General features: G+C 42.1%; 21 protein-coding genes. 11 read left to right on the plus strand and 10 right to left on the minus strand.

Annotated features, from left to right (window positions below):
* Window positions 1-3: 3 nt before the first annotated feature.
* Together NSQ50_RS01315 and NSQ50_RS01320 are read right to left on the minus strand one after the other, a co-directional pair.
* A complete protein-coding gene (locus tag NSQ50_RS01315; protein ID WP_143760525.1) occupies window positions 4-1,152 on the minus strand; it encodes a hypothetical protein in 1,149 nt (382 codons plus the stop codon).
* Window positions 1,118-1,768, minus strand: a complete 651-nt coding sequence (locus NSQ50_RS01320) for an N-formylglutamate amidohydrolase (RefSeq protein ID WP_051491494.1) — start codon at window positions 1,766-1,768, stop codon at window positions 1,118-1,120. Before NSQ50_RS01320 ends, NSQ50_RS01315 begins: the two co-directional genes overlap by 35 nt.
* A 333-nt stretch (window positions 1,769-2,101) precedes the next feature.
* Here NSQ50_RS01320 and NSQ50_RS01325 point away from each other — a divergent pair, with 333 nt between their 5' ends.
* The 5 genes from NSQ50_RS01325 to NSQ50_RS31530 all read left to right on the plus strand — a co-directional run bounded on the left by NSQ50_RS01325 (window position 2,102) and on the right by NSQ50_RS31530 (window position 6,876).
* Window positions 2,102-3,484, plus strand: a complete 1,383-nt coding sequence (locus NSQ50_RS01325; protein ID WP_036687237.1) for an ABC transporter substrate-binding protein — start codon at window positions 2,102-2,104, stop codon at window positions 3,482-3,484.
* 156 nt (window positions 3,485-3,640) lie between these two features.
* The gene (locus NSQ50_RS01330; protein WP_036687240.1) at window positions 3,641-4,483 is read left to right on the plus strand and encodes a carbohydrate ABC transporter permease; all 843 of its coding nucleotides are present in this window, start codon (window positions 3,641-3,643) and stop codon (window positions 4,481-4,483) included.
* Window positions 4,483-5,316, plus strand: coding sequence for a carbohydrate ABC transporter permease (locus tag NSQ50_RS01335; RefSeq protein ID WP_036687243.1), 834 nt, complete (start codon window positions 4,483-4,485; stop codon window positions 5,314-5,316). Before NSQ50_RS01330 ends, NSQ50_RS01335 begins: the two co-directional genes overlap by 1 nt.
* A 164-nt stretch (window positions 5,317-5,480) precedes the next feature.
* Window positions 5,481-6,512: a LacI family DNA-binding transcriptional regulator gene (locus NSQ50_RS01340; protein ID WP_036687244.1), complete on the plus strand. Its 1,032-nt coding sequence runs from the start codon at window positions 5,481-5,483 to the stop codon at window positions 6,510-6,512.
* A gap of 88 nt (window positions 6,513-6,600) precedes the next feature.
* Window positions 6,601-6,876, plus strand: coding sequence for an ArsR/SmtB family transcription factor (locus NSQ50_RS31530; protein ID WP_367946839.1), 276 nt, complete (start codon window positions 6,601-6,603; stop codon window positions 6,874-6,876).
* 30 nt (window positions 6,877-6,906) lie between these two features.
* Here the strand turns inward: NSQ50_RS31530 and NSQ50_RS01345 are convergent, their stop codons facing one another.
* From NSQ50_RS01345 to udk, 3 genes are all read right to left on the minus strand, one after another.
* Window positions 6,907-7,137 (minus strand): hypothetical protein, encoded by a 231-nt coding sequence (locus NSQ50_RS01345; RefSeq protein ID WP_235219548.1) that lies wholly within the window; start codon window positions 7,135-7,137, stop codon window positions 6,907-6,909.
* A 207-nt stretch (window positions 7,138-7,344) separates the two neighbouring features.
* Entirely contained in the window at window positions 7,345-8,937 is a 1,593-nt protein-coding gene (locus NSQ50_RS01350; RefSeq protein ID WP_076224507.1) for a spore germination protein, read from the minus strand.
* Between the two features lie 146 nt (window positions 8,938-9,083).
* The gene (udk, locus tag NSQ50_RS01355) at window positions 9,084-9,710 is read right to left on the minus strand and encodes a uridine kinase (RefSeq protein WP_036687251.1); all 627 of its coding nucleotides are present in this window, start codon (window positions 9,708-9,710) and stop codon (window positions 9,084-9,086) included.
* A 157-nt stretch (window positions 9,711-9,867) separates the two neighbouring features.
* On the opposite strand from udk, the gene NSQ50_RS01360 reads away from it, so the two are divergent.
* Window positions 9,868-10,968, plus strand: coding sequence for a threonine aldolase family protein (locus tag NSQ50_RS01360; protein ID WP_076147663.1), 1,101 nt, complete (start codon window positions 9,868-9,870; stop codon window positions 10,966-10,968).
* Here the strand turns inward: NSQ50_RS01360 and NSQ50_RS01365 are convergent.
* The 4 genes from NSQ50_RS01365 to NSQ50_RS01380 are packed head-to-tail and all read right to left on the minus strand — an operon-like array spanning window position 10,954 to window position 15,994.
* The gene (locus NSQ50_RS01365) at window positions 10,954-12,270 is read right to left on the minus strand and encodes a glycosyltransferase family 2 protein (protein ID WP_052096714.1); all 1,317 of its coding nucleotides are present in this window, start codon (window positions 12,268-12,270) and stop codon (window positions 10,954-10,956) included. The two genes, NSQ50_RS01360 and NSQ50_RS01365, sit on opposite strands and share 15 nt — an antisense overlap.
* A gap of 19 nt (window positions 12,271-12,289) precedes the next feature.
* Window positions 12,290-13,837 (minus strand): sugar isomerase, encoded by a 1,548-nt coding sequence (locus tag NSQ50_RS01370; protein WP_076224509.1) that lies wholly within the window; start codon window positions 13,835-13,837, stop codon window positions 12,290-12,292.
* A complete protein-coding gene (locus tag NSQ50_RS01375) occupies window positions 13,812-14,939 on the minus strand; it encodes a polysaccharide pyruvyl transferase family protein (protein ID WP_076141422.1) in 1,128 nt (375 codons plus the stop codon). The genes NSQ50_RS01370 and NSQ50_RS01375 overlap by 26 nt, the downstream gene beginning before the upstream one ends.
* A complete protein-coding gene (locus tag NSQ50_RS01380; protein WP_076101136.1) occupies window positions 14,936-15,994 on the minus strand; it encodes a glycosyltransferase family 2 protein in 1,059 nt (352 codons plus the stop codon). Before NSQ50_RS01380 ends, NSQ50_RS01375 begins: the two co-directional genes overlap by 4 nt.
* 220 nt (window positions 15,995-16,214) lie before the next feature.
* On the opposite strand from NSQ50_RS01380, the gene NSQ50_RS01385 reads away from it, so the two are divergent.
* The 4 genes from NSQ50_RS01385 to NSQ50_RS01400 all read left to right on the plus strand — a co-directional run bounded on the left by NSQ50_RS01385 (window position 16,215) and on the right by NSQ50_RS01400 (window position 21,684).
* A complete protein-coding gene (locus NSQ50_RS01385; protein ID WP_076224511.1) occupies window positions 16,215-17,441 on the plus strand; it encodes a Zn-dependent hydrolase in 1,227 nt (408 codons plus the stop codon).
* A 281-nt stretch (window positions 17,442-17,722) separates the two neighbouring features.
* Window positions 17,723-18,856: an alanine dehydrogenase gene (gene ald / locus NSQ50_RS01390; protein ID WP_076101139.1), complete on the plus strand. Its 1,134-nt coding sequence runs from the start codon at window positions 17,723-17,725 to the stop codon at window positions 18,854-18,856.
* 761 nt (window positions 18,857-19,617) lie between these two features.
* Window positions 19,618-20,880 carry a PucR family transcriptional regulator gene (locus NSQ50_RS01395; protein ID WP_076224513.1) on the plus strand — a complete coding sequence of 421 codons (1,263 nt, stop codon included), beginning with the start codon at window positions 19,618-19,620 and terminating at the stop codon, window positions 20,878-20,880.
* A gap of 75 nt (window positions 20,881-20,955) precedes the next feature.
* Window positions 20,956-21,684 carry a protein-glutamine gamma-glutamyltransferase gene (locus tag NSQ50_RS01400; RefSeq protein ID WP_076107334.1) on the plus strand — a complete coding sequence of 243 codons (729 nt, stop codon included), beginning with the start codon at window positions 20,956-20,958 and terminating at the stop codon, window positions 21,682-21,684.
* Window positions 21,685-21,840: 156 nt separating this feature from the next.
* Here NSQ50_RS01400 and hflX read toward each other — a convergent pair whose 3' ends face one another.
* The gene (gene hflX / locus NSQ50_RS01405; protein WP_076147608.1) at window positions 21,841-23,106 is read right to left on the minus strand and encodes a GTPase HflX; all 1,266 of its coding nucleotides are present in this window, start codon (window positions 23,104-23,106) and stop codon (window positions 21,841-21,843) included.
* A gap of 527 nt (window positions 23,107-23,633) precedes the next feature.
* On the opposite strand from hflX, the gene NSQ50_RS01410 reads away from it, so the two are divergent.
* Window positions 23,634-24,434 (plus strand): hypothetical protein, encoded by an 801-nt coding sequence (locus NSQ50_RS01410; RefSeq protein ID WP_076224515.1) that lies wholly within the window; start codon window positions 23,634-23,636, stop codon window positions 24,432-24,434.
* Window positions 24,435-24,441: the final 7 nt, after the last annotated feature.

The raw sequence follows: 24,441 nt of genomic DNA on the forward strand, positions 1-24,441 counted from the left end.
CATTTAATTAATTTTGGCGCGTTCCTCAGATAGTGTTGTGTAGATGATAATCGGAAGTAACACAAGAGAAATGATGACGGTCAGAGCGATGCTCCAGTTCAAATCTTTATATAGCTGTACTATGGTGAACAACAAAGCGATAACAGGTAAGACCAGTTTGTTTAAGTGCTTTAGGAATAAGGAGTACATACTTCTTTTTACGGTAACTGATGTGCCGATGCTTGGAATTTCTAACTCGTTACGCGATAAGGCGGTGATTCCGATAAATAAGTGGCTGTCGATAAATTTAAGCTGCTCATTATCCGCATGAAGCTTGACCGACTGGGCAATATGCTCCGTATCGATGTCTAAGATGGGGATGGTGATTTGTTTTGAATTATAGGAGATCACGATCTGATCTGTTTCTTCCATGCCTAGCAGTTTTCTAACATTCGGATGAATTCTGCATAAATTCTGGTGCTCATCAAAAGGGTAAGGATGGCCCACTCTGAGGGTGAGCTCTCTTTTGCCAATAAAAAAGTTCCCTAATGCACTTAAGGGCCGTCGGATCAGTTGATTGATAAGTTTATGTATACCTGGCTTGGGTTGGGAACGCGTCCTAGCGCGAGTAATGATTAATGGGTCATGCCCCTCGGAATGGGTTTCAAGCAATAACATGATGTATCTGTTGAAGTAAAGGGTATTTGGTTTGGCTGTGCTATCTTCTCGTAAAGTTAGGTTTACCCGGAAGCCGTTTGTGGGATTGATTAGTTCCACTTGATTCGTATATTTACGGACGAGTGCTGGACAGGCTTTTACATAGGGTTTGGCAATCTCGTCCACTTTAGGAATTCCCCGAAGAACTGTGTCGTATTCTGGCTTCGTTATAGTTAATCCTGTAGTGAGGCAGTCCCCGAGCTTGTCCTTTGCCCGCTTGGATAATTGGATTGTACCTCTTGGCACCTCATCTGCCGATAAAATTAAACAGCTGACTTTCACACCATTCTCTGCTGTAAGATCAACGAAGATATGCTGGACTAAACCTAATTCCTTTAACTCTTCAGAGTTCATTGTGATTTCTTCACGAGGTTGAAGGCTTTGTTTGTCTAGAATAGTAAAGGTTTGCTCGATAATAATGTCAGACACCGCCCAATAGTTTAATGATTTGTTCAAGGGAATGAATGGTTTTTTGGAATAAATCAAACGCATTCGGGTTACGATAATTTCGATTAATTTCAATTTGAATACTTTGAACTAACAATTCCTTAGCACAATATGAAGTAATCGTTCCAGGATGGGAAGCGGAAAATGTATGATTTTGTCGAACTTTGGTAATACCATTATTGTTAAAGATGCCTATGACGTCATTTAAATTATTCTCTCGTATAGAGGTTCCGTACAGTGTCCCTAGGTCAATATCAAACTCCCGAAGTTTGGAAGCCCCGTGCAGATCGATCACAAACTGAATGCAATGTTCTTTGACAAGCGCTCGTAGCGCAGCCTTATATTCTCCACCTAAGATGTAATTTGGGTCTTCTTTGGAGAAGCTATTCGAATAAATACAGTAGCAATTTGTGAGCTTTTGTAACAAGAGGGCAAGGGAGCCTGTATACATGTCAGCTGGTTTTACAGCATGTTCTCGAAAATGGTTAATGGCATGTGGAGCTGAGACAAGTACAGGAAGGGAGCCTTCTACAATCGAGTAGGAGGGATCTACCCCGATATCGCCAAAATAATTATTATTGGAGAATTGTAGCTCATACTGTTCGATCAGAGATAAAATATGCAATCACCTATTCATAGTTATTTAATGGGTCGTTAACCATTAGTATGTCCTAAGCATTCACCATTCATGAATAAGGATGAATCTATTATAACGCTTGCAAGGTTTGCCGTGGGCAGTTTTTCCATAAAATGATTCTAAAAGATTAGCTATTGAAAAGTTCAAAATGGTGTGCTAATATTTCAATTGAAAACGTTACCGATAAGGATACCGATAAGGATACCAAAAAGTAGGTTGGGGATTACTTAAGCAAATGAAAACGCTGACATAATTTTCACTGAGAGCATCGGAACGTCTTCATGCGAAGTAATCTAATAAAAAGTACGAGGGGGAAGAAGAATGAAGAATATCAAAAAATATTTAGGGCTCATGTTAGTAATGTCTATGGTTGTTGTCTTAGCGGCAGGATGTGGGAATAAAGAAAATAATTCTGCATCCAATGATGGAAACGCTACATCTGGTAAAAAAGGGTCAGTTTATTTCTTGAACTTCAAACCTGAGATTGCAGAAATATATGAAAAGATCGCTAAGGATTACGAAGCAGAAACAGGAGTTAAGGTAAAAGTCGTAACGGCTGCTGCGGGTACTTACGAAACTAAATTGAAATCCGAAATCTCCAAGTCTGAAGCGCCAACTATTTTCCAAATTAACGGACCTGTTGGTTTTCAATCCTGGAAAGATTACACCTTGGATTTGAAAGATACTAAGCTTTACAGCTATCTGTCCGACAAAAGCTTGGCTGTAACTGAAGGTGAAGGCGTGTATGGTATCCCTTACGTAGTTGAAGGATACGGCATCATCTACAACGACGCAATTATGAAGAAATACTTCGCTTTGGCTGATAAAGCGGTATCGATCTCCACCACAACTGAGATCAATAACTTCGATACTTTGAAGGCAGTAGTAGAAGATATGACGGCTAAAAAAGACCAACTGGGCATTAAAGGTGTATTCGCCTCCACTTCCCTCGCTGCTGGCGAGCAATGGAGATGGCAGACTCACCTTGCAAACTTGCCGCTGTACTATGAATTCAAAGACAATACTGAGTTTGACAACACCGTTCTTGCGGGTCTAGCTTCTAAAGAAGTTGAATTCAAATACAACGATAAATTTAAAAATATTTTCGATCTGTACATCAAGAACTCTGTAACTAAAGAATCCTTGCTGGGTAGTAAATCCGTAGCTGACTCCATGGCTGAATTTGCACTAGGTAACGCAGCAATGGTTCAAAACGGTAACTGGGCTTGGTCACAAATCAACGATGTTGACGGTAACGTAGTTAAAGCTGAAGAAATCAAATTCTTGCCTGTTTACACCGGTATGGAAGGCGAAGAAAAACAAGGTCTGGCTGTAGGTACAGAAAACTATTTCGCAATCAACAGCAAAGTATCTGCTGAGAACCAACAAGCTTCTATCGCTTTCTTGGAATGGTTGTTCTCCAGTGAAAAAGGTAAAGCTTATGTAACTAACGATCTAGGTTTCATCGCTCCATTCAATACCTTTGAAGACAGCGAAAAACCAGCAGATCCACTTGCTAAAGAAGTATCTGCTTGGATGGAAAAAGATCTTACTTCTGTAGCTTGGACATTCGCAGCATTCCCAAGTGAAGAATTCAAAAACGTCTTTGGTGATGCCCTCTTGCAATACGCTCAAGGAAACAAAACTTGGGATGAAGTTGTAACCATCTTCAAGGACACTTGGAAGGCTGAAAAAGCAAAATAATAAATGCATGGAAAGATGCTTGAATAACTCTCAGTTGTCATACAGATAAAAGCTTAGTGCCACTGGGCTCCCTCGGGATTCAGTGGCACTAAGCAACAATTTGAGTGGATCTTGCTACGTTTCATCATTTTCCATACTGAGATAGGAGAAGACTCCATGGAAAAATCGATAAAAAAATATTTTGCTCTTTTTGCATTACCGACCATAATAGCCTTTGGAATTGCATTTGTGATCCCTTTTCTTTTGGGTATATATTTGTCTTTTACAGAGTTTACTACAGTCAATGATGCAACATGGATAGGGTTTGGCAATTACGCTAAAGCTTTTTCAAATCAAGAGTTTCTAAATGCATTAGGTTTTACCGTTAAATTCACAGTTTTATCTGTTCTTACTATTAATGTGTTCGCCTTCATCTTGGCGATGTTGTTAACTAGAAAGCTAAAAGGTACCAACGTATTTAGAACGATCTTCTTTATGCCTAACTTGATAGGCGGTATCGTATTAGGATACATCTGGCAGTTGATTTTTAATGGGATTTTGTACAAATTTGGTGTCACTTTGACCTCTGATGCAACGTACGGATTTTGGGGACTAATCGTTCTTATGAATTGGCAATTGATAGGGTACATGATGATTATCTATGTTGCAGGTATTCAGAATGTTCCTAAAGATATAGTAGAAGCCGCAAGAATTGATGGAGCTTCACGTTCTAAGATTTTGCGTAATGTGACTATTCCACTCGTAATGCCGTCCATTACTATTTGTTTATTCTTAACCTTATCCAATTCATTTAAATTGTTTGACCAGAACTTAGCATTAACCGCTGGTGCTCCGTCTAAGCAGACCTCCATGTTAGCACTGGACATCTACAATACATTCTACGGAAAATCAGGATGGGAAGGTGTCGGTCAAGCGAAAGCCGTCGTATTCTTTGCTTTAGTAGCCTTAATCGCCTTAATACAACTTGTCATTACTAGAAGAAAGGAGGTTGAGAACTAATGCAAAAGACTAGAGCAAAAGATTATTCCATATTCACCATTTTGTTGGTCTTGGCCATTGCGTTCTTATCTCCTATTTTTATTGTTCTGATGAACTCCTTCAAGGGTAAGTTCTACATTAGTGATACGCCGTTCTTATTCCCTAATGAGACTACATTTGTTGGTTTAAAGAACTATACTAGTGGTGTAGCAAAGATTGATTTTTTCAGTGCCTTCGGAATGTCCTTGTTTATCACGGTATGCTCGGTGGCTGTGATCGTGTTATTTACTTCCATGACTGCATGGTACATTACCCGGGTGAAGTCCAAATTCACAGGTATGATGTATTATGCGTTTGTATTCTCGATGATCGTGCCTTTCCAAATGGTTATGTTCACAATGACTAAGACTGCAAACGTGCTGCATCTCGACAATCCGATTGGGATTATCTTAATCTATTTAGGGTTTGGATCAGGGCTGTCTGTGTTTATGTTTAGCGGATTTGTGAAGTCTATCCCGCTTGAAGTTGAAGAAGCGGTAATGATTGATGGCTGTAATCCACCTCAGGCCTTCTTTAAAGTGGTATTGCCCATCCTGAAACCTATTGCTGTAACTGTAGCTATCCTTAATGTAATGTGGGTATGGAACGACTTCCTATTGCCAGACCTGCTGATTGGTACAGAGTATAAAACGATTCCTATTGCGATCCAGTACCTAAAAGGTGGATACGGATCGATTGACATGGGAGCTATGATGGCGATGCTGGTCTTAGCTATTGTGCCAATCATCATTTTCTACCTGACTTGTCAAAAGTACATCATCGAAGGTGTCGTTGCAGGTGCGGTTAAGGGTTAAGCTTGATCTACCTCGTTAAATAAATTAATATTCATGTAAGAAGCGAGTAGGGTGTTTTTCTTGATGGGTGACCATCAGGAATCCCCTGCTTTCTTATTTTGACTATGAAGTTGAATAAGGATTAAGGAGTTTGATAGATACTAACAAGTAAAGGATAGATAGAAATGGAGAGACTGACTATTATAGACATCGCCAAATTATGCGGTGTTGGCGTGACTACTGTATCAAGGGCTATTAACAATCATCCGGATATTAATGAAGAAACAAAAGCGATGGTTATGAGGGTTATCAAAGAAAATCATTATGTTCCGAACAACAGTGCAAGAAATTTAAAACGTTCTGATTCGAAAACGATTGCAGTATTGATTAAAGGGATATCCAATCCATTTTTTAGCCCGATGATCAAAGTGTTCGAAAAAGAGATTCAACGCAAGAAATACTCCTTCATCCTACAACGAGTTGATGAGAATCAAGATGAGATCGAAGTGGCGATTGAGCTGGAGAAAGAAAAACGGTTGAAGGGAATTGTCTTCTTAGGGGGGTTATTCTCACACTCTCAAGAGAAATTACAGCAATTAACGGTTCCATTTGTCCTTAGTACGATTGGGATGACGGAAGAGTTTGATTTGAGCGACTATTCCTCTGTATCTGTAGATGACTTTAATGAGAGTTATAAAATTGTCGACTATCTATGTAATCTAGGGCATGAGAAAATCGCGGTCATTACTGCACCAGAAGAAGATGTAAGTATCGGTAAGTTGAGATATGAAGGGTATAAAAAGGCTTTAGCTGATCATGGAATCGCTTATAATGAACGGCTAGTGCGGCGGATGAAAGAAGATATCGACAGTTACAGTATGGAAAATGGGTATGCGGTTACAAAAGAATTGCTAGAGTTAGGAGAAGAGTTCACCGCTATTTTCACCTTATCAGATAGTATGGCTATCGGCGCCTGTAAGGCGATATTTGAAGCGGGCAAGCGAGTCCCGGAAGATTACTCGGTTGCTGGTTATGACGGATTGGATATTTCCTTCTATTATAATCCTTCTATTACTACCATCAAACAGCCGGTAGTAGAGATTGCGGAAGCGACGATTAAGATTCTCTTTGATCTCATCAATAAGAAGGTTAATCATGCGCATCAGATTTTCCCGGCAGAATTAATAGTTAGAGAATCTACGAGGTCTTTATTGTAGTTTCAACAAGTGAGTATGTTTAAGTTTATTTACGAATCGGGGTGGGGAGATAGAACCGCAAGAGATTAAACCTAACGATATCAACAGCATCACACGGTTTCTCACCGCATTTGGTGATCCTACTCGGATTCGGATTGTTACGTTATTAGGGAATAAAGGTCGGCTGAATGTTGGGGAAATTGCAGGTGAATTCGAAATAAGCAGGCCAGCGATTTCACATCATCTCAAAATCCTACGGGATGCCCGCATTGTTGACCATAAAAAGAGAGGCCAGGAAGTTTATTACTGGCTGGCGCGTGAACGGCTAGCAACAAACTTTAGGGCGCTTGCTGATTTGGCAACGTCGTTTAATCATGGGGACTAAGCCATCTCAAGGGAATGGTTCAGTCCCATTTTAGGATAACCAGGCATTTACCATATCCGAGACGGGTTTATAGATAAATATCATCCATCCCAGTGGGTTAGAGAACGAAATATGTAACGCATTAATAAGACTGAAGAAAGTTCCCAGCAACAGAAGAAATGAGAAAATCCACATCTCCTTGATTAATTTTTTCCTCCACATCAGGGGAACTTCAATGGCTGCTATAATGGCTACAACTATGAGAATCACTACTATACCCAATATTCACAACCTCCCAAACCATCTAGTTTCGTGATATTAAGTCTTTGCTCAGTGCTCTTCTGAACATTACTGCGCTTAACAAAACCAAGTGTAGTAATAGGTTAACACTCGATACTCAAAGATTCCACCTACAGATATGCGCCTTGCGATGTTATACATGGTTTTGTTCACTCCAATTTATCACTTCATAGGTCAAGGTTTCAGGGGCTATTCCTCTGTGAGATCTCCCGGTTTTTCCGGTGGTGTGCTCTTTTCCCGAACGATATTTTTTTTATTGATTAGCTTAGGGCGGGTAAACATAGCCCAATGCGGCATTCGGAAAAAGGTGTCCTTTTGATCGGCGAGATTATAGGGAGCAAATGGGCTCAAATAAGGAACGCCAAAGGAACGTAAGCTGCACATGTGAAGAACTATCGCAATAACCCCGATGATGATTCCGAACAAACCAAAAGATGCAGCAAGGAACATCATCGGGAAACGGAGCATTCTGATGGTCAGGGCAAGATCGAAGGATGGCAGCACAAAGCTGGAGATAGCAGTAATAGCGACGACAATAAGCATGGCAGCAGAAACAATGCCGGCATCAACTGCCGCAGTCCCAATCACCAGGGTGCCTACAATGGATACAGATTGGGCTATGGTTTGAGGCATTCGTACACTCGCTTCCCTTATAATCTCGAAGGCAAGCTCCATTAAGAGTGCTTCAATAAATGCTGGAAGCGGTACGCCCTCCCGTTGTGCAGCTAGACTGATCAGCAGGGTTGTGGGCAGCATCTCCTGATGAAAGGTAGTAATAGCTACATACAAAGATGGGGCTAGTAGTGAAATGAAAATACTGAAGTATCTAAGCATCCGTACTAAGGTGCTGACATCGGCACGTTGATAATAATCTTCCGCTGTCTGCATGAAGGAAACGAATAAGGTAGGCACCGTCATTACTATAGGAGTCCCATCTACTAATATGGCTACTTTTCCTTCCATAAGAGCAGCAGCTATAACGTCAGGACGTTCCGTATGATGGATGGTTGGAAATGGGGTATAGGTTTCATCCTCGATTAATTCTTCGATATAGCCACTTTCCAGGATACCGTCAATGTCGATCCGATCTAAACGTGAGTGTACTTCTTGCAGAATCTCATCACTAACAATGCCATTGATGTACATGAGGGCTACGTCTGTCTGTGTTACACGTCCAATTTGCTGTGTTTCTAACCAAAGATTGGGGTCTTTTATTTTCCGCCGGATTAATGCGGTATTCGTGCGTAAGCTTTCTGTGAAGGCTTCCTTTGGTCCACGAATCACCGTTTCAGTGGCACTTTCCGTTACGCCACGGTCTTTCCAGTCACGCATGCCTATGGTGAACCCTTTGGTATATCCATTGAGTAAGAGGATCACATCTCCGGATAATAGAGAGGTGAATAAAGAATTGAACTCCGTCGCATCTTTAATATCCCCTACAGTGAGCATGTGATCTTTTAATAATTGATAGTTGGCTGTTTGTGTATCAAGACTTGGATCTGGAAGTTCTAAGATTAGTGATTCCAGAATGAAATCCTGAATAGCTTTACTATCCGCCAATCCATCTGTATAGAAAATAGCTGCTTTAATCTGGTGTTTGGAACCAATAAAGAATTCTCTAATCACAAGATCTGTACTATTGCCGAGTGTTGTTTTTATATATTGAATATTATCTTGAAGTTTTTCTTTAATAGGTTCCTTAGGTAATTCTTTAGTGGGGTTGGGGTGCCCTAATGAAGGGTTCTTAAAAACTTTTGTTATTGTTCTGTTCAGAAATCCCATAGTTGTTATCCCTCTTCCGCTGGTGCTGTAAATATAGCTATTACCATAATGAGGTGGGATTATTCTGAACCATAGATGGGTTCATACACACCAAAAAAGCCGCAGAGAGATTCTCTGCAGCTAGCTAGAAGCGCTTAATTAAGACTTTAAGACGTCCAATCGTTATATAAATGCTTCTCCGTTAGGATGGACAACAACTGAATACCAACCTCATTATGGCCACCTTCAGGGATGATCAGGTCAGCGTATTTTTTGGATGGTTCGATAAACGCTTCATGCATGGGTTTAACTGTACTCAAATATTGATGATGGATCGACTGGATGCTCCGTCCACGTTCTTCAATATCTCTAAGGACCCGGCGGAGAATACGCACATCAGGATCGGCATCCACGAATACCTTGATGTCGAGCATTTCACGGAGATTCTCGTCAGAAAGGACGTGGAGTCCCTCAATGATTACAATATTGTTTGGCTTCAGTTCTACCGTCTCTGTAGTGGAGCGGGCATGGACTGTAAAGTCATACACGGGAGCGAATGCGGTCTGTTCTTCACGCAGAGATTTAAGATGCTCAATGAGCAGCTCGTTATCGAAAGCGAAAGGATGATCGTAATTAATGGATTCACGTTCAGCAAAGCTGAGATGTGAGTGATCCTTATAGTAGTTATCTTGAGATATGAAAGTTACCTTTCCCGTTCCAAGACGGTCAATGACGGAGCGGGCTACGGTTGTTTTTCCCGAGCCGGTGCCGCCGGCGATACCAATAATGAGCATGTGATTCAATAACCCTCCCTAAGATTGCCGTTGCAATTCCAATATTGTAGCACAGCGCTCATGTTTTTTCACCTTAGATCGGGTAAAATTAAGATGGGATTTTTGGAAATTCGTCTATATTAGGGACAAGGCAAATCCGGAAGGGGTTATTCAACGAATGAACGGAAAAAAATCAGTACAAGAGGCTTTTAATGAAACGGCCTATCGAATCGCAGGGAATGGGAATAGAGATGTGCAAGTGTTGAAGGAAGCCTTGGCAGCCGTAGAGAACAGTACGGCATCTGATATCTATGGAACGGGCGAAGTGATTGAAGATTTCCAGACGAAAATGGCGAATATCCTGGGCAAAGAAACCGCAGTTTTCTTTCCGAGCGGAACGATGGCGCAGCAAATCGCTTTAAGAATCTGGTGCGATGAAAAAGAGGTGAAAAAAGTAGCCTATCATCCCTTATGCCACTTGGAGATCCATGAGCAGGATGGCATGAAGGAATTACATCATATTGAGCCTATCTTGCTTGCGGATAAGGACCGATTAATCACTTTGGAGGATGTGGCGAATCTAAAGGAGGATATCGCTTGTCTGTTGCTGGAATTACCCCAGCGCGAGATTGGTGGCCAGCTGCCAGAGTACACGGAGCTTGAAGCTATTTCTGCTCATTGCCGTGCACGCGGCATTAAATTGCATTTGGATGGGGCGAGATTATTTGAGATTCTTCCGTATTACGGGAAGTCAGCAGCTGAAATCTCTGCACTCTTTGATAGTGTGTATATATCCTTTTATAAAGGAATTGGAGGAATCGCTGGGGCAATTCTTGCAGGCAGCGAAGACTTTACGAAGCAATCAAAGATATGGAAACGGCGGCATGGTGGAGACTTAATCAGCTTATATCCGTACATCATTTCTTCTGATTATTATTTCCGGCAAAGAGAGGGCAGGATGCAGCAGTATTATGAAGGCGCGAAGGAGCTTGCTGCTTGGGTTAATCAATGTCACGACGTAACCACTCTGCCCGCTCAACCTGTCTCCAATATGTTTCACATGCATTTTCACATGTCTAAGGAACAAATTGAACCGATTCTGTCAGCGGTGTATGAGGCGACAGGAATCGGTTTAAGCGCGGGAATAAGAGCTACCGGGGAACATACTTCTTATTGTGAGATCAGCATTGGAGACAAGTATGCCGACATCCCAAAAGAAAAGCTTAGAGAGTTTTTTCTGCTGCTCGATAAGCTAATGAGCGAATCATCTGCCGAGTAACGTACGGAGTAAGGAGATTCGTAATAATTGTTTTTTAATAAGCTTCATGCGAAACTCATTTTTTAATTGATTGTAGATCAGCGGGCAATGGTTAAGCGCCCAATGGTACATGAATTTAAAGTCTGTAGCATCTTTTGCAGAATTTAATAAATAGTATGAGATCGTATCGTAAGCATTATGGTTGAACCATTCCGTCATTTCCTGTGCGTTATATCCATATTTCTGCACGGCCATATTCTTAATGAGTTTCTTTTCTTCCAGATTCTCAATTAAGAATCCCTGGCTCAGATTAAAGGTGATATTATTCCCGTGTATTCTGTACACGCCGGCAATCACATCAATGAAGCCCGCATCACCTACCAGCAGGGAACGCAAATAGATGGAAGCATCGTTGACCATATTCATATCTAGGATATCCATAGCCATTAAGGCCTCTCGTTTAAAGACAGTAGTTAAAGTAGAGGCGGGTTTTGGATATCCTTTTTTCTCAAAATTCATGAAATAATCGCGTTTCTTAATAATGCTGCTAAGCTGCAGATTGGAGATTTTTAGTTGTTTGGCTTTGGAATACTCCAGGAACACATTCGCAGCTACAAATGAAATTTCGGGATGAAGGAGATGGAAGCGGACCGCTTTACTGAAATAATTCATGTCGATCAGATAATCATCATCATCGAGAAAAAGAACATATTCCCCATCACCATGTGCAGCGAAAGCTTTTCGGCGATTATTTCCAGGTCCGCTATTGGTAGCATTGCGCATGTAAATGACCCGTGGCTCCGCCCCAAAGTGTTGCTGCATTAACTCTTCCGTGCCATCTGTAGAACAATCATCAATCACTGTAATCTCTTTATTGGGATAGTCCTGCATTAAGATACTTTGGATCGCTTGGTATAGGAATGCTTTTCTATTATAGGTAGTGATAATGACGCTGATCTTGGGGGAATCGGCTAAGGACTGGACCGTTGGATAGGAAATTTCCGTATCCGAAATGCGGCTTTCCATTTTAACCAACCCCTGAATTAAACCTGCGATATCGCTGGCAACAATGCTGAATTGTTCAGATAAATAGAATTTCAAGGTATCCTCTGAAGCCCTCCCCGTGAGATAAGCATGAATAACCTCAGATAAGGTTTCCAGATAAGGTTTGATTTGTACATTTTGTTCTTGATCTATGATCTGGCGGCATCTTTGCAATAGTTCTGTATCATCTATTTGGATGGTGGGTGAATGGTTTATTTCATCATTTAGGTCATTTAAAAAGACGTAACAGGCTTGCTGCAAAACCTCGCTATGATCCATTTCCAGTCCTCCTGTTGTGTTATTTGGATAAACCACTTACCTCAGGCTGAGCGTTAATTTTATTTTTGAGTTTATATCGATACTTTTTGAGATGTTCCCATGTATAGAGGAAGACTTCCCGTTCCATTAAAGAGCCGATTACGAAATATACAGGCAAGATCACAAATCCTAGAAGTACACCCCAGATCATAAGCCCCAGATAGGAATGGATCGGGATGTCGATGGCGGTGGTGATTAGAATAATGCCTACAAAAACTACTGCATTCGTGAGCCATCTTCTAAAAGTGACCCAAGGACTGCGGTCCAGTAAATGTTTGCTGGCATAGATTACAATATCTATGGAGCGGTATAAGAGGGCAGCTATCGTTCCAATTAGTACACCGTAAATTCCCATGAAGATTACGAAGACAATAGAAGCCACCAGATTAATGGCGGATTCCAGAATGGAACGGTTTTGTGTTTTTTTGAAATGTCCAGCGATGGTAATCACATTATTGGAAGACGTTCTGGCATTGGTTAATAATTTGATGACTACGAACAGGATCGGCAGCCACATATCAATGTAATTCACGTCGTTTACCCCAGCGGTATACAATTTCATAAAGGGTAAAATCAAAATGTAAGCCACCGTTAGAATCGAGAAGATAAGCCCCATGAAATACACTTCGTAAGCATCATAAAATTTAATAAATGCTTCTTTGCTCTCATGGTAGCTTTGCCCGAGGGCAGCCTTCACACTTCCGTTTATGGTCTGGACGATATTATCCACGATCGTAAAAATCATATTGTACATAACATAGATACTGACGATTTTTAGATTCGTAAAGATGGTTAATATAAGTACGTCCGTATTTCTAAACACCAAGTAGGAGATTTCATGGACTAATACGGAATTCTTTTGGCCAATAGCTTCATAGTCTGGTTTGAGATTCAGGTTGATCCACTTGTAATTCTTATTCATATAAATATAGAAAGCGATAATTTGAAGTAAGGTTAAGATAAAATAGGAAGCTTGAACGGCAATAATGTCCACACCTTGCAGTAATAACAGAATCCGGATCAGGCTGTTCATAATATTAGCTACAGTGACAATAGAAGTCTCTACATAGCTTTTTCCCTCCGCAGCGAGCAGGACCTTGAATTTTCCCTGAAAATAATAATTGATCGCTCCGCCCATCCCTGTAAGCAAAATAATGACCATAATCGATAATTTATCGATCTCAGAAGAGATCACCAGCGGGTACACGATGGCGAGTAGCAGTACGGCGAAGAAATAGTAAATGCCTGTTTTTTTATAATAGCTGGAGGTGGCAGCCAGAATAGAGTTAATATTGTTTTTATTATTCGAAGCTACCGGCTTATAAAGCGCTTGGATCGAGGCCGCTCCAACACCTGCTTCCAGCAGCGCCAAATAACTAATAATCTGCACAATCGAAGCGATCAACCCATTGGCCTCAGAGCCATAGTTGACCATTATCAGTCTGGGTATAAAAAAACCGAGGATGATCGTGATGAGTTGACTTCCCAGTCCAAAGGATAAGTTAAGAATGCTCCGCTTGGCTTTCATAACGAATCCCCCTTTCGTAAAGCGATAAATACGTATCTAGATGCTCGAAATGCCTTTCGGCTTGTTTTGCTTGCAATGTGACATCCATAGAGCAGGTGATCATACTTTCAAAAATCTGTGCAGGCTGGACCTGTTCCAGCGTATTGAAATCGGCATACAGACCTGTGAACCCAACATCTTTCATTACATTGATCATTTTTTTGCTGTAGGCTACGGGGAATACCGGTTTATTAAATACCCAGCCCAGAATCATTGCATGGAATCTTGAAGCCACAATAGATCTGGCATTAGCTAACACGGACAATACTTCTTCCATGTTCGTTTTATATAAATGCACTTGCATAGCATCCTTGTAGGAGGGACCGATAAGGCGCTGAATCTCTTCAATTGCCAGTTGATCGCCTTCGTGTTCGCAAAATGACATGAAATGAACCGCGTAACCTTTTTCAATGAAATAAATTGCGAGTTCTTTCATTTTTTCATAATAGAGGTTGTCAAAACCGTTCAGACCTTTCGCAGAAGGCTTAATAACGGATAAGACGATGTAATCCTCCGGTTCGTTTGGAATATCTGGCGGGTCTAGCTGAAAAATAATATCTGGGGCTAAGCGGACATTATCCAGATCCTTAAATAAATCATAAGAGTACTGTTCTCTGAAACATATATCTGTATAATCCTTGAAAATCCGCTTGTGCTCATCATAGTATTCTTGATTTGTAAAAGGGCCAAAATTAGATCCTAACAGATAGTAAGGCTTATTTTGATTACGAATGACTTCTGCATTCTTGAAATGCTCTGCCCAGTGGTCTGCCTCCATGAAAATCGAGCCGCCGATATGAACGACGCCATCTGAGTGATCTGCCAGATATTTGTGAGCCACATTATGTATCTTTAGCTTCCTGCAAATATAGCCAATGCCTCTTAGAAGAAGGGAATCGGAAGGATACACTTTGAGGTTAGGGATCTCTTTGAAACATAGTTTATAGAGGCGTGGTGCGCAGATTCTGAATCTGGTATCCGGATATCTTTCGCATAGCACCTTAATGAATAGATCATCGCCCAGATTAAATTCAGTATAGGCGTATATCAGCATTTTTTTCATATTCTAGATTCCTTTCGGGTTCCGTTCCCTTTAAGTAGGTTTCGCTTGAACCTGGATAAGCTTCTCTCCACAGAGATGAATCTGTGATATAGAAGCGGGGAGATTAAAAATGTTCTGATATAAAGGGTTAATCTGCGATTATCTCCTCTATAACGTCTTATGAGTTCATCCATTTCTTGATTGAGCTTGGGATAGGTATGGTTGATGTCACGAAGTAATTCCTGAATGCTTACCCCTTCCGTACCATTTAGACAGGTTTTGAGGTTGAAAAAGTAGTTCTCAATCAGCTCCCGGTTCATTAACAATGGGGAGATCGTATCTAGTTCAGCAAAGGGATAGGTTTTGAAATATTCATCCACCCTTTTAAAAGCATCCACTACATCAAATTTATTCACGTTATAGCTGTTGGAGATGGAGGAGTTTCTCTGTAAATAAAATGATAGTATATCCGGGATTGAGATGACTCTGGCCGCTCTGGACAAGGCTTTGTAGATGAACTCTTGATCCTCTCCATTCACACAGCGTTCTGTATAACCTAGCTCGTGGAGAAGTAGGAATTCTCGCTTATAAGCGATACTCCCTGTCCATATTCGCAAGCTCTTGTTCACGAAAATCCGCGCCAGTGCTTCACTTCCCGTCACGTCGCTGAAATCAGAGGTACAGCTCAATAGAGTTTCTCTGCCTTCGGAGACATGATTATAACCCCAGCAAATAATCTCGGGTTGTTCATCTTGGGTATAAGACTGAAGGGTTGAGACCAAGTCTGCGGAGACATAATCATCTCCATCTACAAAAAGAACATAATTACCTGTGGCTTCAGCTAAACCCCTATTTCTAGCCGCGCTTACTCCATGATTCTCCGTTCGAATGACTTTACAGAAAAGGCCGGGATTACGCGAAAGAATCTTTTCTATAACGTTGTAAGTGTTATCCGTAGAACCATCATCTACGATGATGACCTCGAAATGCGGATCGCTTTGGTCAAGGAGTGAATTGAATATAGGGGTTATATACTGCTCTATATTGTATACCGGGATCACAAGGCTTAGATTCATGGGCTCGCTCCTTTCCTGTGTAAAACGGGACGATAAGCTATCTTAAGCTTACCCCTCGTATGAAAAGATTGTATATACTACTTTAGTTTACTTATTGCTGGCTCTACTCGTTGTAGCATCATGTGAATAATAATTATTACAATATGTAAAATGAAAATATTATGGTTTGGTTTAACATAGATAGAAAGCCAACAAAACGTTCGAAGCGGAGGGATCTGGGATGCAGCTGCAAAAAATATTCGTGAACGGTGAGAGACTGAAGAATACAATCGAGGCATTTGCCGATTATGGGCGTACAGATAAAAATGGCGTGACCCGATTATCGCTGGCCGAAGAGGATATTAAAGTTCGGGAGTATTTTCGTGCCTGTTGTGAAGAGCTCGGAATGTCTGTGAAGATGGATGATATGGGGACGATGTATGCCACATTGGCAGGCGAAACTTCCGGGCCTCCGATTGTGATTGGCTCGCATATGGATACTGTGAAAAAAGGGGGCAGATTCGATGGCGTCCTAGGGGTTATCGCGGGTCTAGAGGTTGTGCGGACGCTTGTAGATCACGGGATTAAGCCGAAGGTTCCGGTGACGATTATGAATTTTACGAATGAAGAGGGGGCACGTTTTGAGCCATCGATGATGGCCTCTGGTGTGTTGTCCGGAAAGTTTGATAAAAGTGTTATGTTGAACAAAAAGGATCCAGCGGGCATTAGCTTTGGTGAAGCGCTGGAGAAGAGTGGATATAAGGGAGAGATGAGCAATCGTATCACCGAAGCCACCGCTTATTTGGAGCTTCATATCGAGCAAGGGCCTGTTCTTGAAAAAGAGGAGCTGGCGATTGGGCTGGTTGACTGTGTAGTTGGTATGGCCTGTTACGAGATTGAGGTGACGGGAGAATCCGATCATGCGGGCACAACCCCCATGGCGATGCGCAAAGATGCTTTGTTTGCTGCCACAGACCTGATTATTGAGCTGCGGAGCAAGCTGGGGGCGCTCGATTCCGAGCTTGTGTATACCATGGGCAGAATGAATGTGCTTCCTAATATCCATACCGTCATTCCCAATAAAGTGATTTTCACCATTGAAGCCAGACATAAAGATATGGAGATTGTGCGTGAAGTGGAAGCCATTATTAACGGTTTGCCAGAGCAACTGCTGGATTGTGAAGTAAGCAAAACTAAGCTTTGGGGCCGAGATACGGTGTGGTTTGATCAGAATGTGTGTGATTTGGTGGAGCAAGCGGCTCAAACCTTAGGTTATTCCAGTCGAAAGATCGCAAGTGGTGCAGGGCATGATGCACAGTTCGTAGCCAGCTTTCTGCCATCCGCAATGGTGTTCGTGCCTAGCGTGAATGGTAAAAGCCATTGTGAAGAGGAACTAACCTCTTATGAAGACTGCGAAAAAGGGGTAAATGTAGTGTTAGAAACAGTGATGTTGTTATTATCAAGATAGTCCATGTAACTTAATATAACATTATGCGATATGGTAGTCGCTTTAATTTCATACAAAATCGTCAAAAAGGCACTCTATAGGGTGTCTTTTTTTATGAGATAATAAAGATGGTTGTGTTGAGTACCAAAGTGGTTAAAGATTAATGGGCAGTTAAGTCAGATCCTTTGTGTAAAAACACAATCATGGTAGATAATATTTTAATTTTTTAACAAAATGGGAATGCTAATCATATGTTATTATTCTTTACATAAGGGATCTACATTAGATGGGAGAGATGAATGATGATTATCGGAGTACCTAAAGAAATTAAAAACAATGAAAATCGTGTTGCCATAACCCCTGCGGGTGTAGTTAGTTTAATTACTGAAGGTCATCAAGTGCTCGTAGAAGCTGGAGCCGGTGTGGGCAGTGGATTTCCTAACGAAGAGTATGTCTCTGCCGGAGCACAACTGATTGAGGATGCAGCAAAAGTCTGGAGCTCCGCTGAAATGGTGATGAAGGTAAAAGAACCATTGGCAACGGAGTACCCCTATTTCCGTCCAGATCTTATTCTATTTACGTATCTTCATCTTGCTCCAGAGCCTGCCTTGGCTGCTGCGCTTAAAGACAAAGGTGTCTTTGCGATCGGATATGAGACGGTTGTTCATGGACGCACCTTGCCGCTGTTAACACCGATGAGTGAAGTAGCTGGCCGGATGTCCGTCCAATTGGGAGCGCAGTTCCTGCAAAAGAACTACGGCGGACAAGGTATTCTTCTTTCCGGTGTTCCTGGCGTTAGCCGAGGTAAAGTGAGTATTATTGGCGGCGGTGTAGTAGGTACTAATGCAGCTAAAATGGCTATTGGCTTAGGTGCAGATGTTACGATAGTTGACCTCAGTGCGGAGAGACTACGTCAATTAGATGACATTTTTGGAGCACAGATCAATACGTTGATCTCTAACCCTTATAATATTGCCAAAGCAGTGGCTGAAGCGGATCTGCTGGTAGGTGCCGTGTTAATTCCGGGTGCCAAAGCACCGAAGCTGGTTACTGAAGAAATGGTTAAGACTATGAAGCCGGGATCAGTGATCGTTGACGTGGCCATTGACCAAGGTGGCATTGTAGAAACCATCGACAGAGTGACGACACATGATAATCCCGTGTTTGTGAAACACGGCGTGCTGCATTATTCCGTGGCTAATATGCCGGGCGCTGTTCCTAAGACCTCAACTATTGCCTTAACAAATGTTACAGTTCCATATGCCCTGCAAATTGCCAATAAAGGTGTGATCAAGGCGATTCAGGATAATGACGGCCTAAGAAGCGGCGTGAATGTAGCCAATGGCAGAATCACCTGCCAAGCTGTTGCCGAAGCGTTGGGTGAGACACCTTATTCGGTTGAGCAAGCCATGGAGCAGACATTCACATTGATCTAAAATAAACACGTTCCATAATGGAATGAGCCAAACAGCAAGCTCTCTGCGGGGAGCTTGCTGTTTGGCGTTTCTTGCGGAGGAGATCGGGTGGAAGTTTGTCAGTACGGTGTTAAAGTAAATAGATTGCGTTTCAGTGTGATTAGATACATTAGGTGTTTGCTCGTGTGGTGTGATGGTGGAAAGATTATGTAGTGAAGTTGGCTAGAACAGGCTAGTTTTGATTAGTTTTTGCTTCTGCGATGGTGAAGGCTTTGATGGAGAGATGCTTTAGGGAAATTCTCCCTAAAAAAACGCGAAAATAGCTTATAAATGCTGTTATTAGGGAATTCCTCCCTAAAAAACGAGGAATACGCCTGTTTATACGCAAAACGGAAGAAAATCAGGGAGGATTTCCCCAATTATGATCGTGTGATGCTTAAAGTGCAGAATATTAGGGAGGATTTCCCTAATTATGATCGTGTGATGATTAAAACACAGAATTTCCGGGCGATGTTCCCTAAAAACCATCTATAACATTCGGTAAACACCAACAACTATTAAACCTTCCCAAACACCCGACAAAACTCCCCACAAAACTTCCCACACCACCCCCAACAAAACCCCCACCAAACATCCCCGTCCCAAACACCTTCCTCAACTAGCCGATCTCGTCCCTCACCTAAACCAGCTATTTATCTTATAGTCAGTTAGGGGGATGCATACTATAATGAAATCACTCTAGAGTACAGGATTTGGTTATTCTTCAGGTGGGAGTGAAGCTAGTGACAGATAAAGATCCATTATTTGATCGTTTTTTCGACAGTATGGAATCATTGGCGGATACGATAAGTGAATCGCTACAGTCTCAAGTTACCATCGAGGACAGCAATCATCATGTGATTGGCTACAGCTCGCATGAATTTGAGAGTGACTCCGCGCGGATTTCAACGATTATCGGGAAGCGTGTACCTAACGCTGTGATTATTGGCTTGCGCAAAAAAGGGATTATGCAGCAGCTGGAGAGCGCGGCACATCCCATTCGAATTCCTGCGGTGCTGGAGGTGGGACTTGGTCCCCGGCTGGCCATTTGTATTAAACATCAGAAGGAAATTCTCGGGTACATATGGGTAGTAGATACAGGCAACCTGGTAGAAGGGCATGCCGAAAATATCGTTGAGAAAGCGGCAGGTATCGTAGGTCGTTATTTACTTAAGCAGCGAGGCTGGAAAACGAAGCAGGACAAAACGCATGAGGATTTTTTCTGGAAGCTGATTACCTCCCACTACGACAACGAAGCAAATATTAAAAAGGATGCGGAATTTTGGTCCATTCTTTTGCCGGAAAAATATTATATTAGCGTGTTTGAGAGTGACAAGGTAATCGATGATCATTTAATACTCCGGTTTCGGCAGGTTATGGCTTCTTATTCCGGTCTACAATTATTATTTCTGACGGCTGAGCATAATCGGCTGATTATTTTGTTTTCCTTCAGCTTTGTGATCGAGGGGGCGGGTGGATTATCTTCATTCCTGCATAAAACAATGGAGGATATGTATAAGAGTGAAGGCTGCGCACTGGCTGCTGGCTGTAGTCTCGATTACACTGAATATATGTCCGCGGCTATTGCCTATTGGGAAGCGGTATCCATTGTGGAGATCAAAAAGCTGCTGCCTTTTCATGGGCGAGAGTTGCTATTGTACGAGGAGATTGGATTTTGGGCATATATACCGGCTATTATGGAGCAAAAGCGCAGTCGAATTCGTAAAAGCCCGTTGCTATATCCGCTAAAAGAACATGATCGCGAGCATAAAAGTGATTTTCTCAAAACCATCGCTGTCTATTTATCATTAAGCGGCAATTTAAAGGAATCCGCGGCTTTTTTACATATACACACTAATACATTGCTTTATAGATTAAACCGAATCGCAGAGATTACGGGCAAAAGCTTGAAGGATACGGGTTATCGGACTTCTATTTTCCTCGATATTTTGACGGAAGAGACACGGCAGCTTAACCAATGGTTTGTCGATGCCTGGGAATCATGAGAATTAAGCACCAACCCGGTGACGAACACGTACAATAACCTATATTTAGAACCTATAACATTGGAGGGACTAAGCATGGTGAAGGAAGTTCGTTCACCCGATGCCCTTGACTTTGAGCGCAAAATGAGAGAAAGCATCGTGGAATCGGCTGAAGCTTTAAATGAAAGTGGAGTGGATTTTGCAACATTTGATGATTCCCGCTGTAATCCGCTGTTTTGGACACGTACGGAGATTGGTGGACTTCAGCTGAACGCTGGCGTGGAACCCACAGTGGGGATTAAAGATATTTTTCGGAATGGACATTTATATGCCTTCGAATGCGCGACAGCCATGGTTATTGTTTTGTATAGGGCGACAATTGAAGCTATAGGTGAAGGAGTCTTTAATAAGTATTTTAAGGACTTGTTCTTATGGGACTGGAATTATGACGAGAATTTACGCTTAATCACAAACTACAACAAGGACCACACGCAGCGGGGAGACGTTGTATATTTCAAGAATCCCGATCATGCTCCGAGCAAGCCAGAATGGCAGGGCGAGAATGCAATTAAGCTTGAAAATGATCTGTTCTACGGCCATGGCATAGGGATTACTACTGGAGAGATCATCATAGACTCTCTGAATCAGGAAAGAGTATATGGGAGTGATATCTCGGCCTATTTAACGGATGAATCGGTGCATCCAGACTTTAATTACTTACAGCGGTTATCTGCAGGAACGGTTTTACCGGCAGCCAACAATAGAAGCTTCCGATACACTGTATGTTCAAGAATAGGGTCTAGAAACTATATTTATAAGATCTAGCGTCTGCCTATTGTATACTTACTGAGCAATGCAAAGAGAGGGCTCTTTTGTATTGTTCATTTTTTTATTCACAAAAGAAAGGGATAGAGCTTCAGATAACTCTGAAAACTCTATCCCTCTTTTTTAATTAAGGACTACCACTTCGTTTCTAATTTGTTATAGCTCAATAAAATCGTTGCGGAATTTCTCGAAATCAGATTTTCTGCATTCCAGCTCAAGGCGTGTGCCTGTTTCTTCATAGCTAGTAGATTGAACATGGGCATGTTCGTTGAAATATGAGACTACATTACCCCGATCAAATGGAACCAGAATCTCACACTGGACATAGTCCGTAAAAACATGGCTGCGGATCAGAGCGATAAGTTCAGCCATTCCACTATTTTGCTTGGCGGAAAGGTAGACATTGTCACCTTCAATTTGCGGGTAAGGCAAATCAGTCAGATCAGCCTTATTATAGGCATAGATCGTTGGAATCTGGTCAGCGCCGAGTGCTTTAAGCGTCTCATCCGTAACCGCCATATGCTGTTGATGCTGCGGATCGGAAATATCGACTACGTGAATCAATAAGTCCGCTTCGGTAACCTCTTCAAGAGTGGAGCGGAACGCTTTGACCAGATGATGGGGAAGCTGGCTGACGAATCCGACAGTATCTGTTAATAAAAAGGTTTTGTGATCAGGCAGCTCAATGCTGCGAACCGATGTCTCTAGTGTAGCGAACAGCATATCCTTGGCGAATACTTGTTTATTGGAACCTGGATGGTAAGTCTCTACCATGACATTCATTAAGCTGGACTTTCCGGTGTTCGTATAGCCTACAAGGCAGACGACGGGAACTTCATTTTTATGCCGTTGTTTCCGCTGGATTTGACGTCTTGCTACTTGTTGCTGCAGTTCAACCTGTAAAGCAGTGATCCGCTCTTCAATTCTTCTGCGGTCCAGCTCTAGCTTGGTTTCACCCGCACCTCTGTTTTTAAGTCCAGCTCCGCCACCTTGTCTGCCCAGCGACTCACGAAGACCTGTGAGGCGCGGCAGCATATATTGCAGCTTGGCTACTTCAACTTGCAGCTGTGCTTCCTTGGTCTTCGCTCTTTCCGCAAAAATATTCAAGATTAGAATGGTCCGGTCAATGACCTGACGGTCCAGTGCGGACTCCAAATTGCGGATCTGTGAAGGTGACAGTTCGTCGTTAAAAATAACAATAGGAGCATCGTGTGCTTCTAAAAGTGCCGATAATTCCTCGATTTTACCTGTCCCGATATAATGGGAGGGGTTAATTCGACTTGCCTTTTGACTAAGCTCTCCTACGACTTCAAGGTCACAGGCAGCTGCCAGATTGCTCAGCTCTTCCATCGAATAGGCGAAATTCGTTTCGTTCTGAAGCTGGACACCGACTATAATTGCTTTTTCTCGTATTTGTTCCATATATTTATTCATCCTCCAATAGTAAATAATAAACGCAAAAAAACACAGGCAATCTGCCTGTGCTTACGGTTCGTTAGAGGACGTCAGAGTTAGGGCCTTCCATAGGTAGAATGAATTAAACAACAGTCCAGTCGCAGGGAAGAGGCACTTTGATCCCTTGCGAGCAGCAGTTGGCTAATCGGCTTCTATGGATGTTCAATTCTTAAAGGAATGGAGGTGAAGAGAATCCTCCCTACACGCTGTTGTTAAATTATCGGGTTACCTTTAAAAATGGGTAGACCAATCCTGAGTCCTCTGCACATGGGCAGAGCTTTAGCGCTATTCAATTAGCCGCGCAAAGTTCTAACTCGGATAAAGTCTATCACACGTAACCCTCCGTTCATAAAAAGTTAAGTCGAGTTTACCACATTCGTTATTTAGTGGCAAATCTCTATTTAGGCTCTGGAACATCTCTTGTATTTTAATTACATCCAATAATTCTAAACAATGTTTACATATCATATATGAATTGATATATAGGAGGTGTGATGACATTGCCTGTTCTGTCCACAAACACCATTATTAATTTACCTGTCGACGGTACTCGGCCAATAGATCAAGTAGTGATCAAAGTTGTTAACAATGGATCGGCTGGCGCGTTTTGTTATATTACGGGCTTATCCAATAGTGTCAGTCCCCAGGCCATTTTTGTTGAAGAGTTATTTGAGCTGCAATATCAGGAGACCTTAAGCAAGACCTATGTCATGGTAGAGGATTTATTCCAATTTAATTTTGTATATTCGCAGGAGCAGATGAAGATTCAGGTTTTTCTTGTTGATGTGGACGGTGTATGGACCGCCGTTGATCTTGAAGTGTTTCAAGTGAGCCGGATAACTTCGGAAATACGTGATAACGTGTCTGTTACATCGACTGACTTCGCAGCAATCAGCTTTATGAGGCGTCCCGGCTTTGCTATTCCACAAGGTCTTGCGGCTGAGATTCGACCGGCAGCTTTAGATGTTATGTCCAAAAGACCAGTGCGCTATATGATCGTTGCAGGCGGGACACTTGATGGGACCTTCGAGAGTTATCCTACACCGACTACGAATATTCCTGCCACGGACACGGCACTGCTAGTGAACTATACCTGCACTACGGTCACGGGTGGAAAAGTTATTATGCAAGGTACAGGATCAGGGATTTCTGGTGCGTATGCGAATCTGGCGGTCAATTTGCTTAATGAGCGACTCTCATACGAGTTCCATGATGAACCTGTCACATTGGTGGTAAACTCCCTCTCGGGCGGGGATGATCTCGCAGTCACCTTTAAAATGTCCGAGCAATGGTAATTATTCT

It is taken from the genome of Paenibacillus sp. FSL R10-2788 (assembly GCF_038003885.1).
GTDB classification, from domain to species: Bacteria; Bacillota; Bacilli; order Paenibacillales; family Paenibacillaceae; genus Paenibacillus_AQ; species Paenibacillus_AQ odorifer.

Coding starts and splice junctions, on each gene's coding strand:
- NSQ50_RS01350 (WP_076224507.1), bottom strand. CDS start 8,937: ATGGGATTTCTGAACAGAACAATAACAAAAGTTTTTAAGAACCCTTCA.
- NSQ50_RS01370 (WP_076224509.1), bottom strand. CDS start 13,837: ATGAAAGCCAAGCGGAGCATTCTTAACTTATCCTTTGGACTGGGAAGT.
- NSQ50_RS01400 (WP_076107334.1), top strand. CDS start 20,956: ATGGTGAAGGAAGTTCGTTCACCCGATGCCCTTGACTTTGAGCGCAAA.
- NSQ50_RS01385 (WP_076224511.1), top strand. CDS start 16,215: ATGCAGCTGCAAAAAATATTCGTGAACGGTGAGAGACTGAAGAATACA.
- NSQ50_RS01330 (WP_036687240.1), top strand. CDS start 3,641: ATGGAAAAATCGATAAAAAAATATTTTGCTCTTTTTGCATTACCGACC.
- udk (WP_036687251.1), bottom strand. CDS start 9,710: ATGCTCATTATTGGTATCGCCGGCGGCACCGGCTCGGGAAAAACAACC.
- NSQ50_RS01335 (WP_036687243.1), top strand. CDS start 4,483: ATGCAAAAGACTAGAGCAAAAGATTATTCCATATTCACCATTTTGTTG.
- NSQ50_RS01340 (WP_036687244.1), top strand. CDS start 5,481: ATGGAGAGACTGACTATTATAGACATCGCCAAATTATGCGGTGTTGGC.
- NSQ50_RS01365 (WP_052096714.1), bottom strand. CDS start 12,270: ATGGATCATAGCGAGGTTTTGCAGCAAGCCTGTTACGTCTTTTTAAAT.
- NSQ50_RS01380 (WP_076101136.1), bottom strand. CDS start 15,994: ATGAATCTAAGCCTTGTGATCCCGGTATACAATATAGAGCAGTATATA.
- NSQ50_RS01375 (WP_076141422.1), bottom strand. CDS start 14,939: ATGAAAAAAATGCTGATATACGCCTATACTGAATTTAATCTGGGCGAT.
- NSQ50_RS01410 (WP_076224515.1), top strand. CDS start 23,634: ATGACATTGCCTGTTCTGTCCACAAACACCATTATTAATTTACCTGTC.
- NSQ50_RS01325 (WP_036687237.1), top strand. CDS start 2,102: ATGAAGAATATCAAAAAATATTTAGGGCTCATGTTAGTAATGTCTATG.
- NSQ50_RS01360 (WP_076147663.1), top strand. CDS start 9,868: ATGAACGGAAAAAAATCAGTACAAGAGGCTTTTAATGAAACGGCCTAT.
- ald (WP_076101139.1), top strand. CDS start 17,723: ATGATTATCGGAGTACCTAAAGAAATTAAAAACAATGAAAATCGTGTT.
- hflX (WP_076147608.1), bottom strand. CDS start 23,106: ATGGAACAAATACGAGAAAAAGCAATTATAGTCGGTGTCCAGCTTCAG.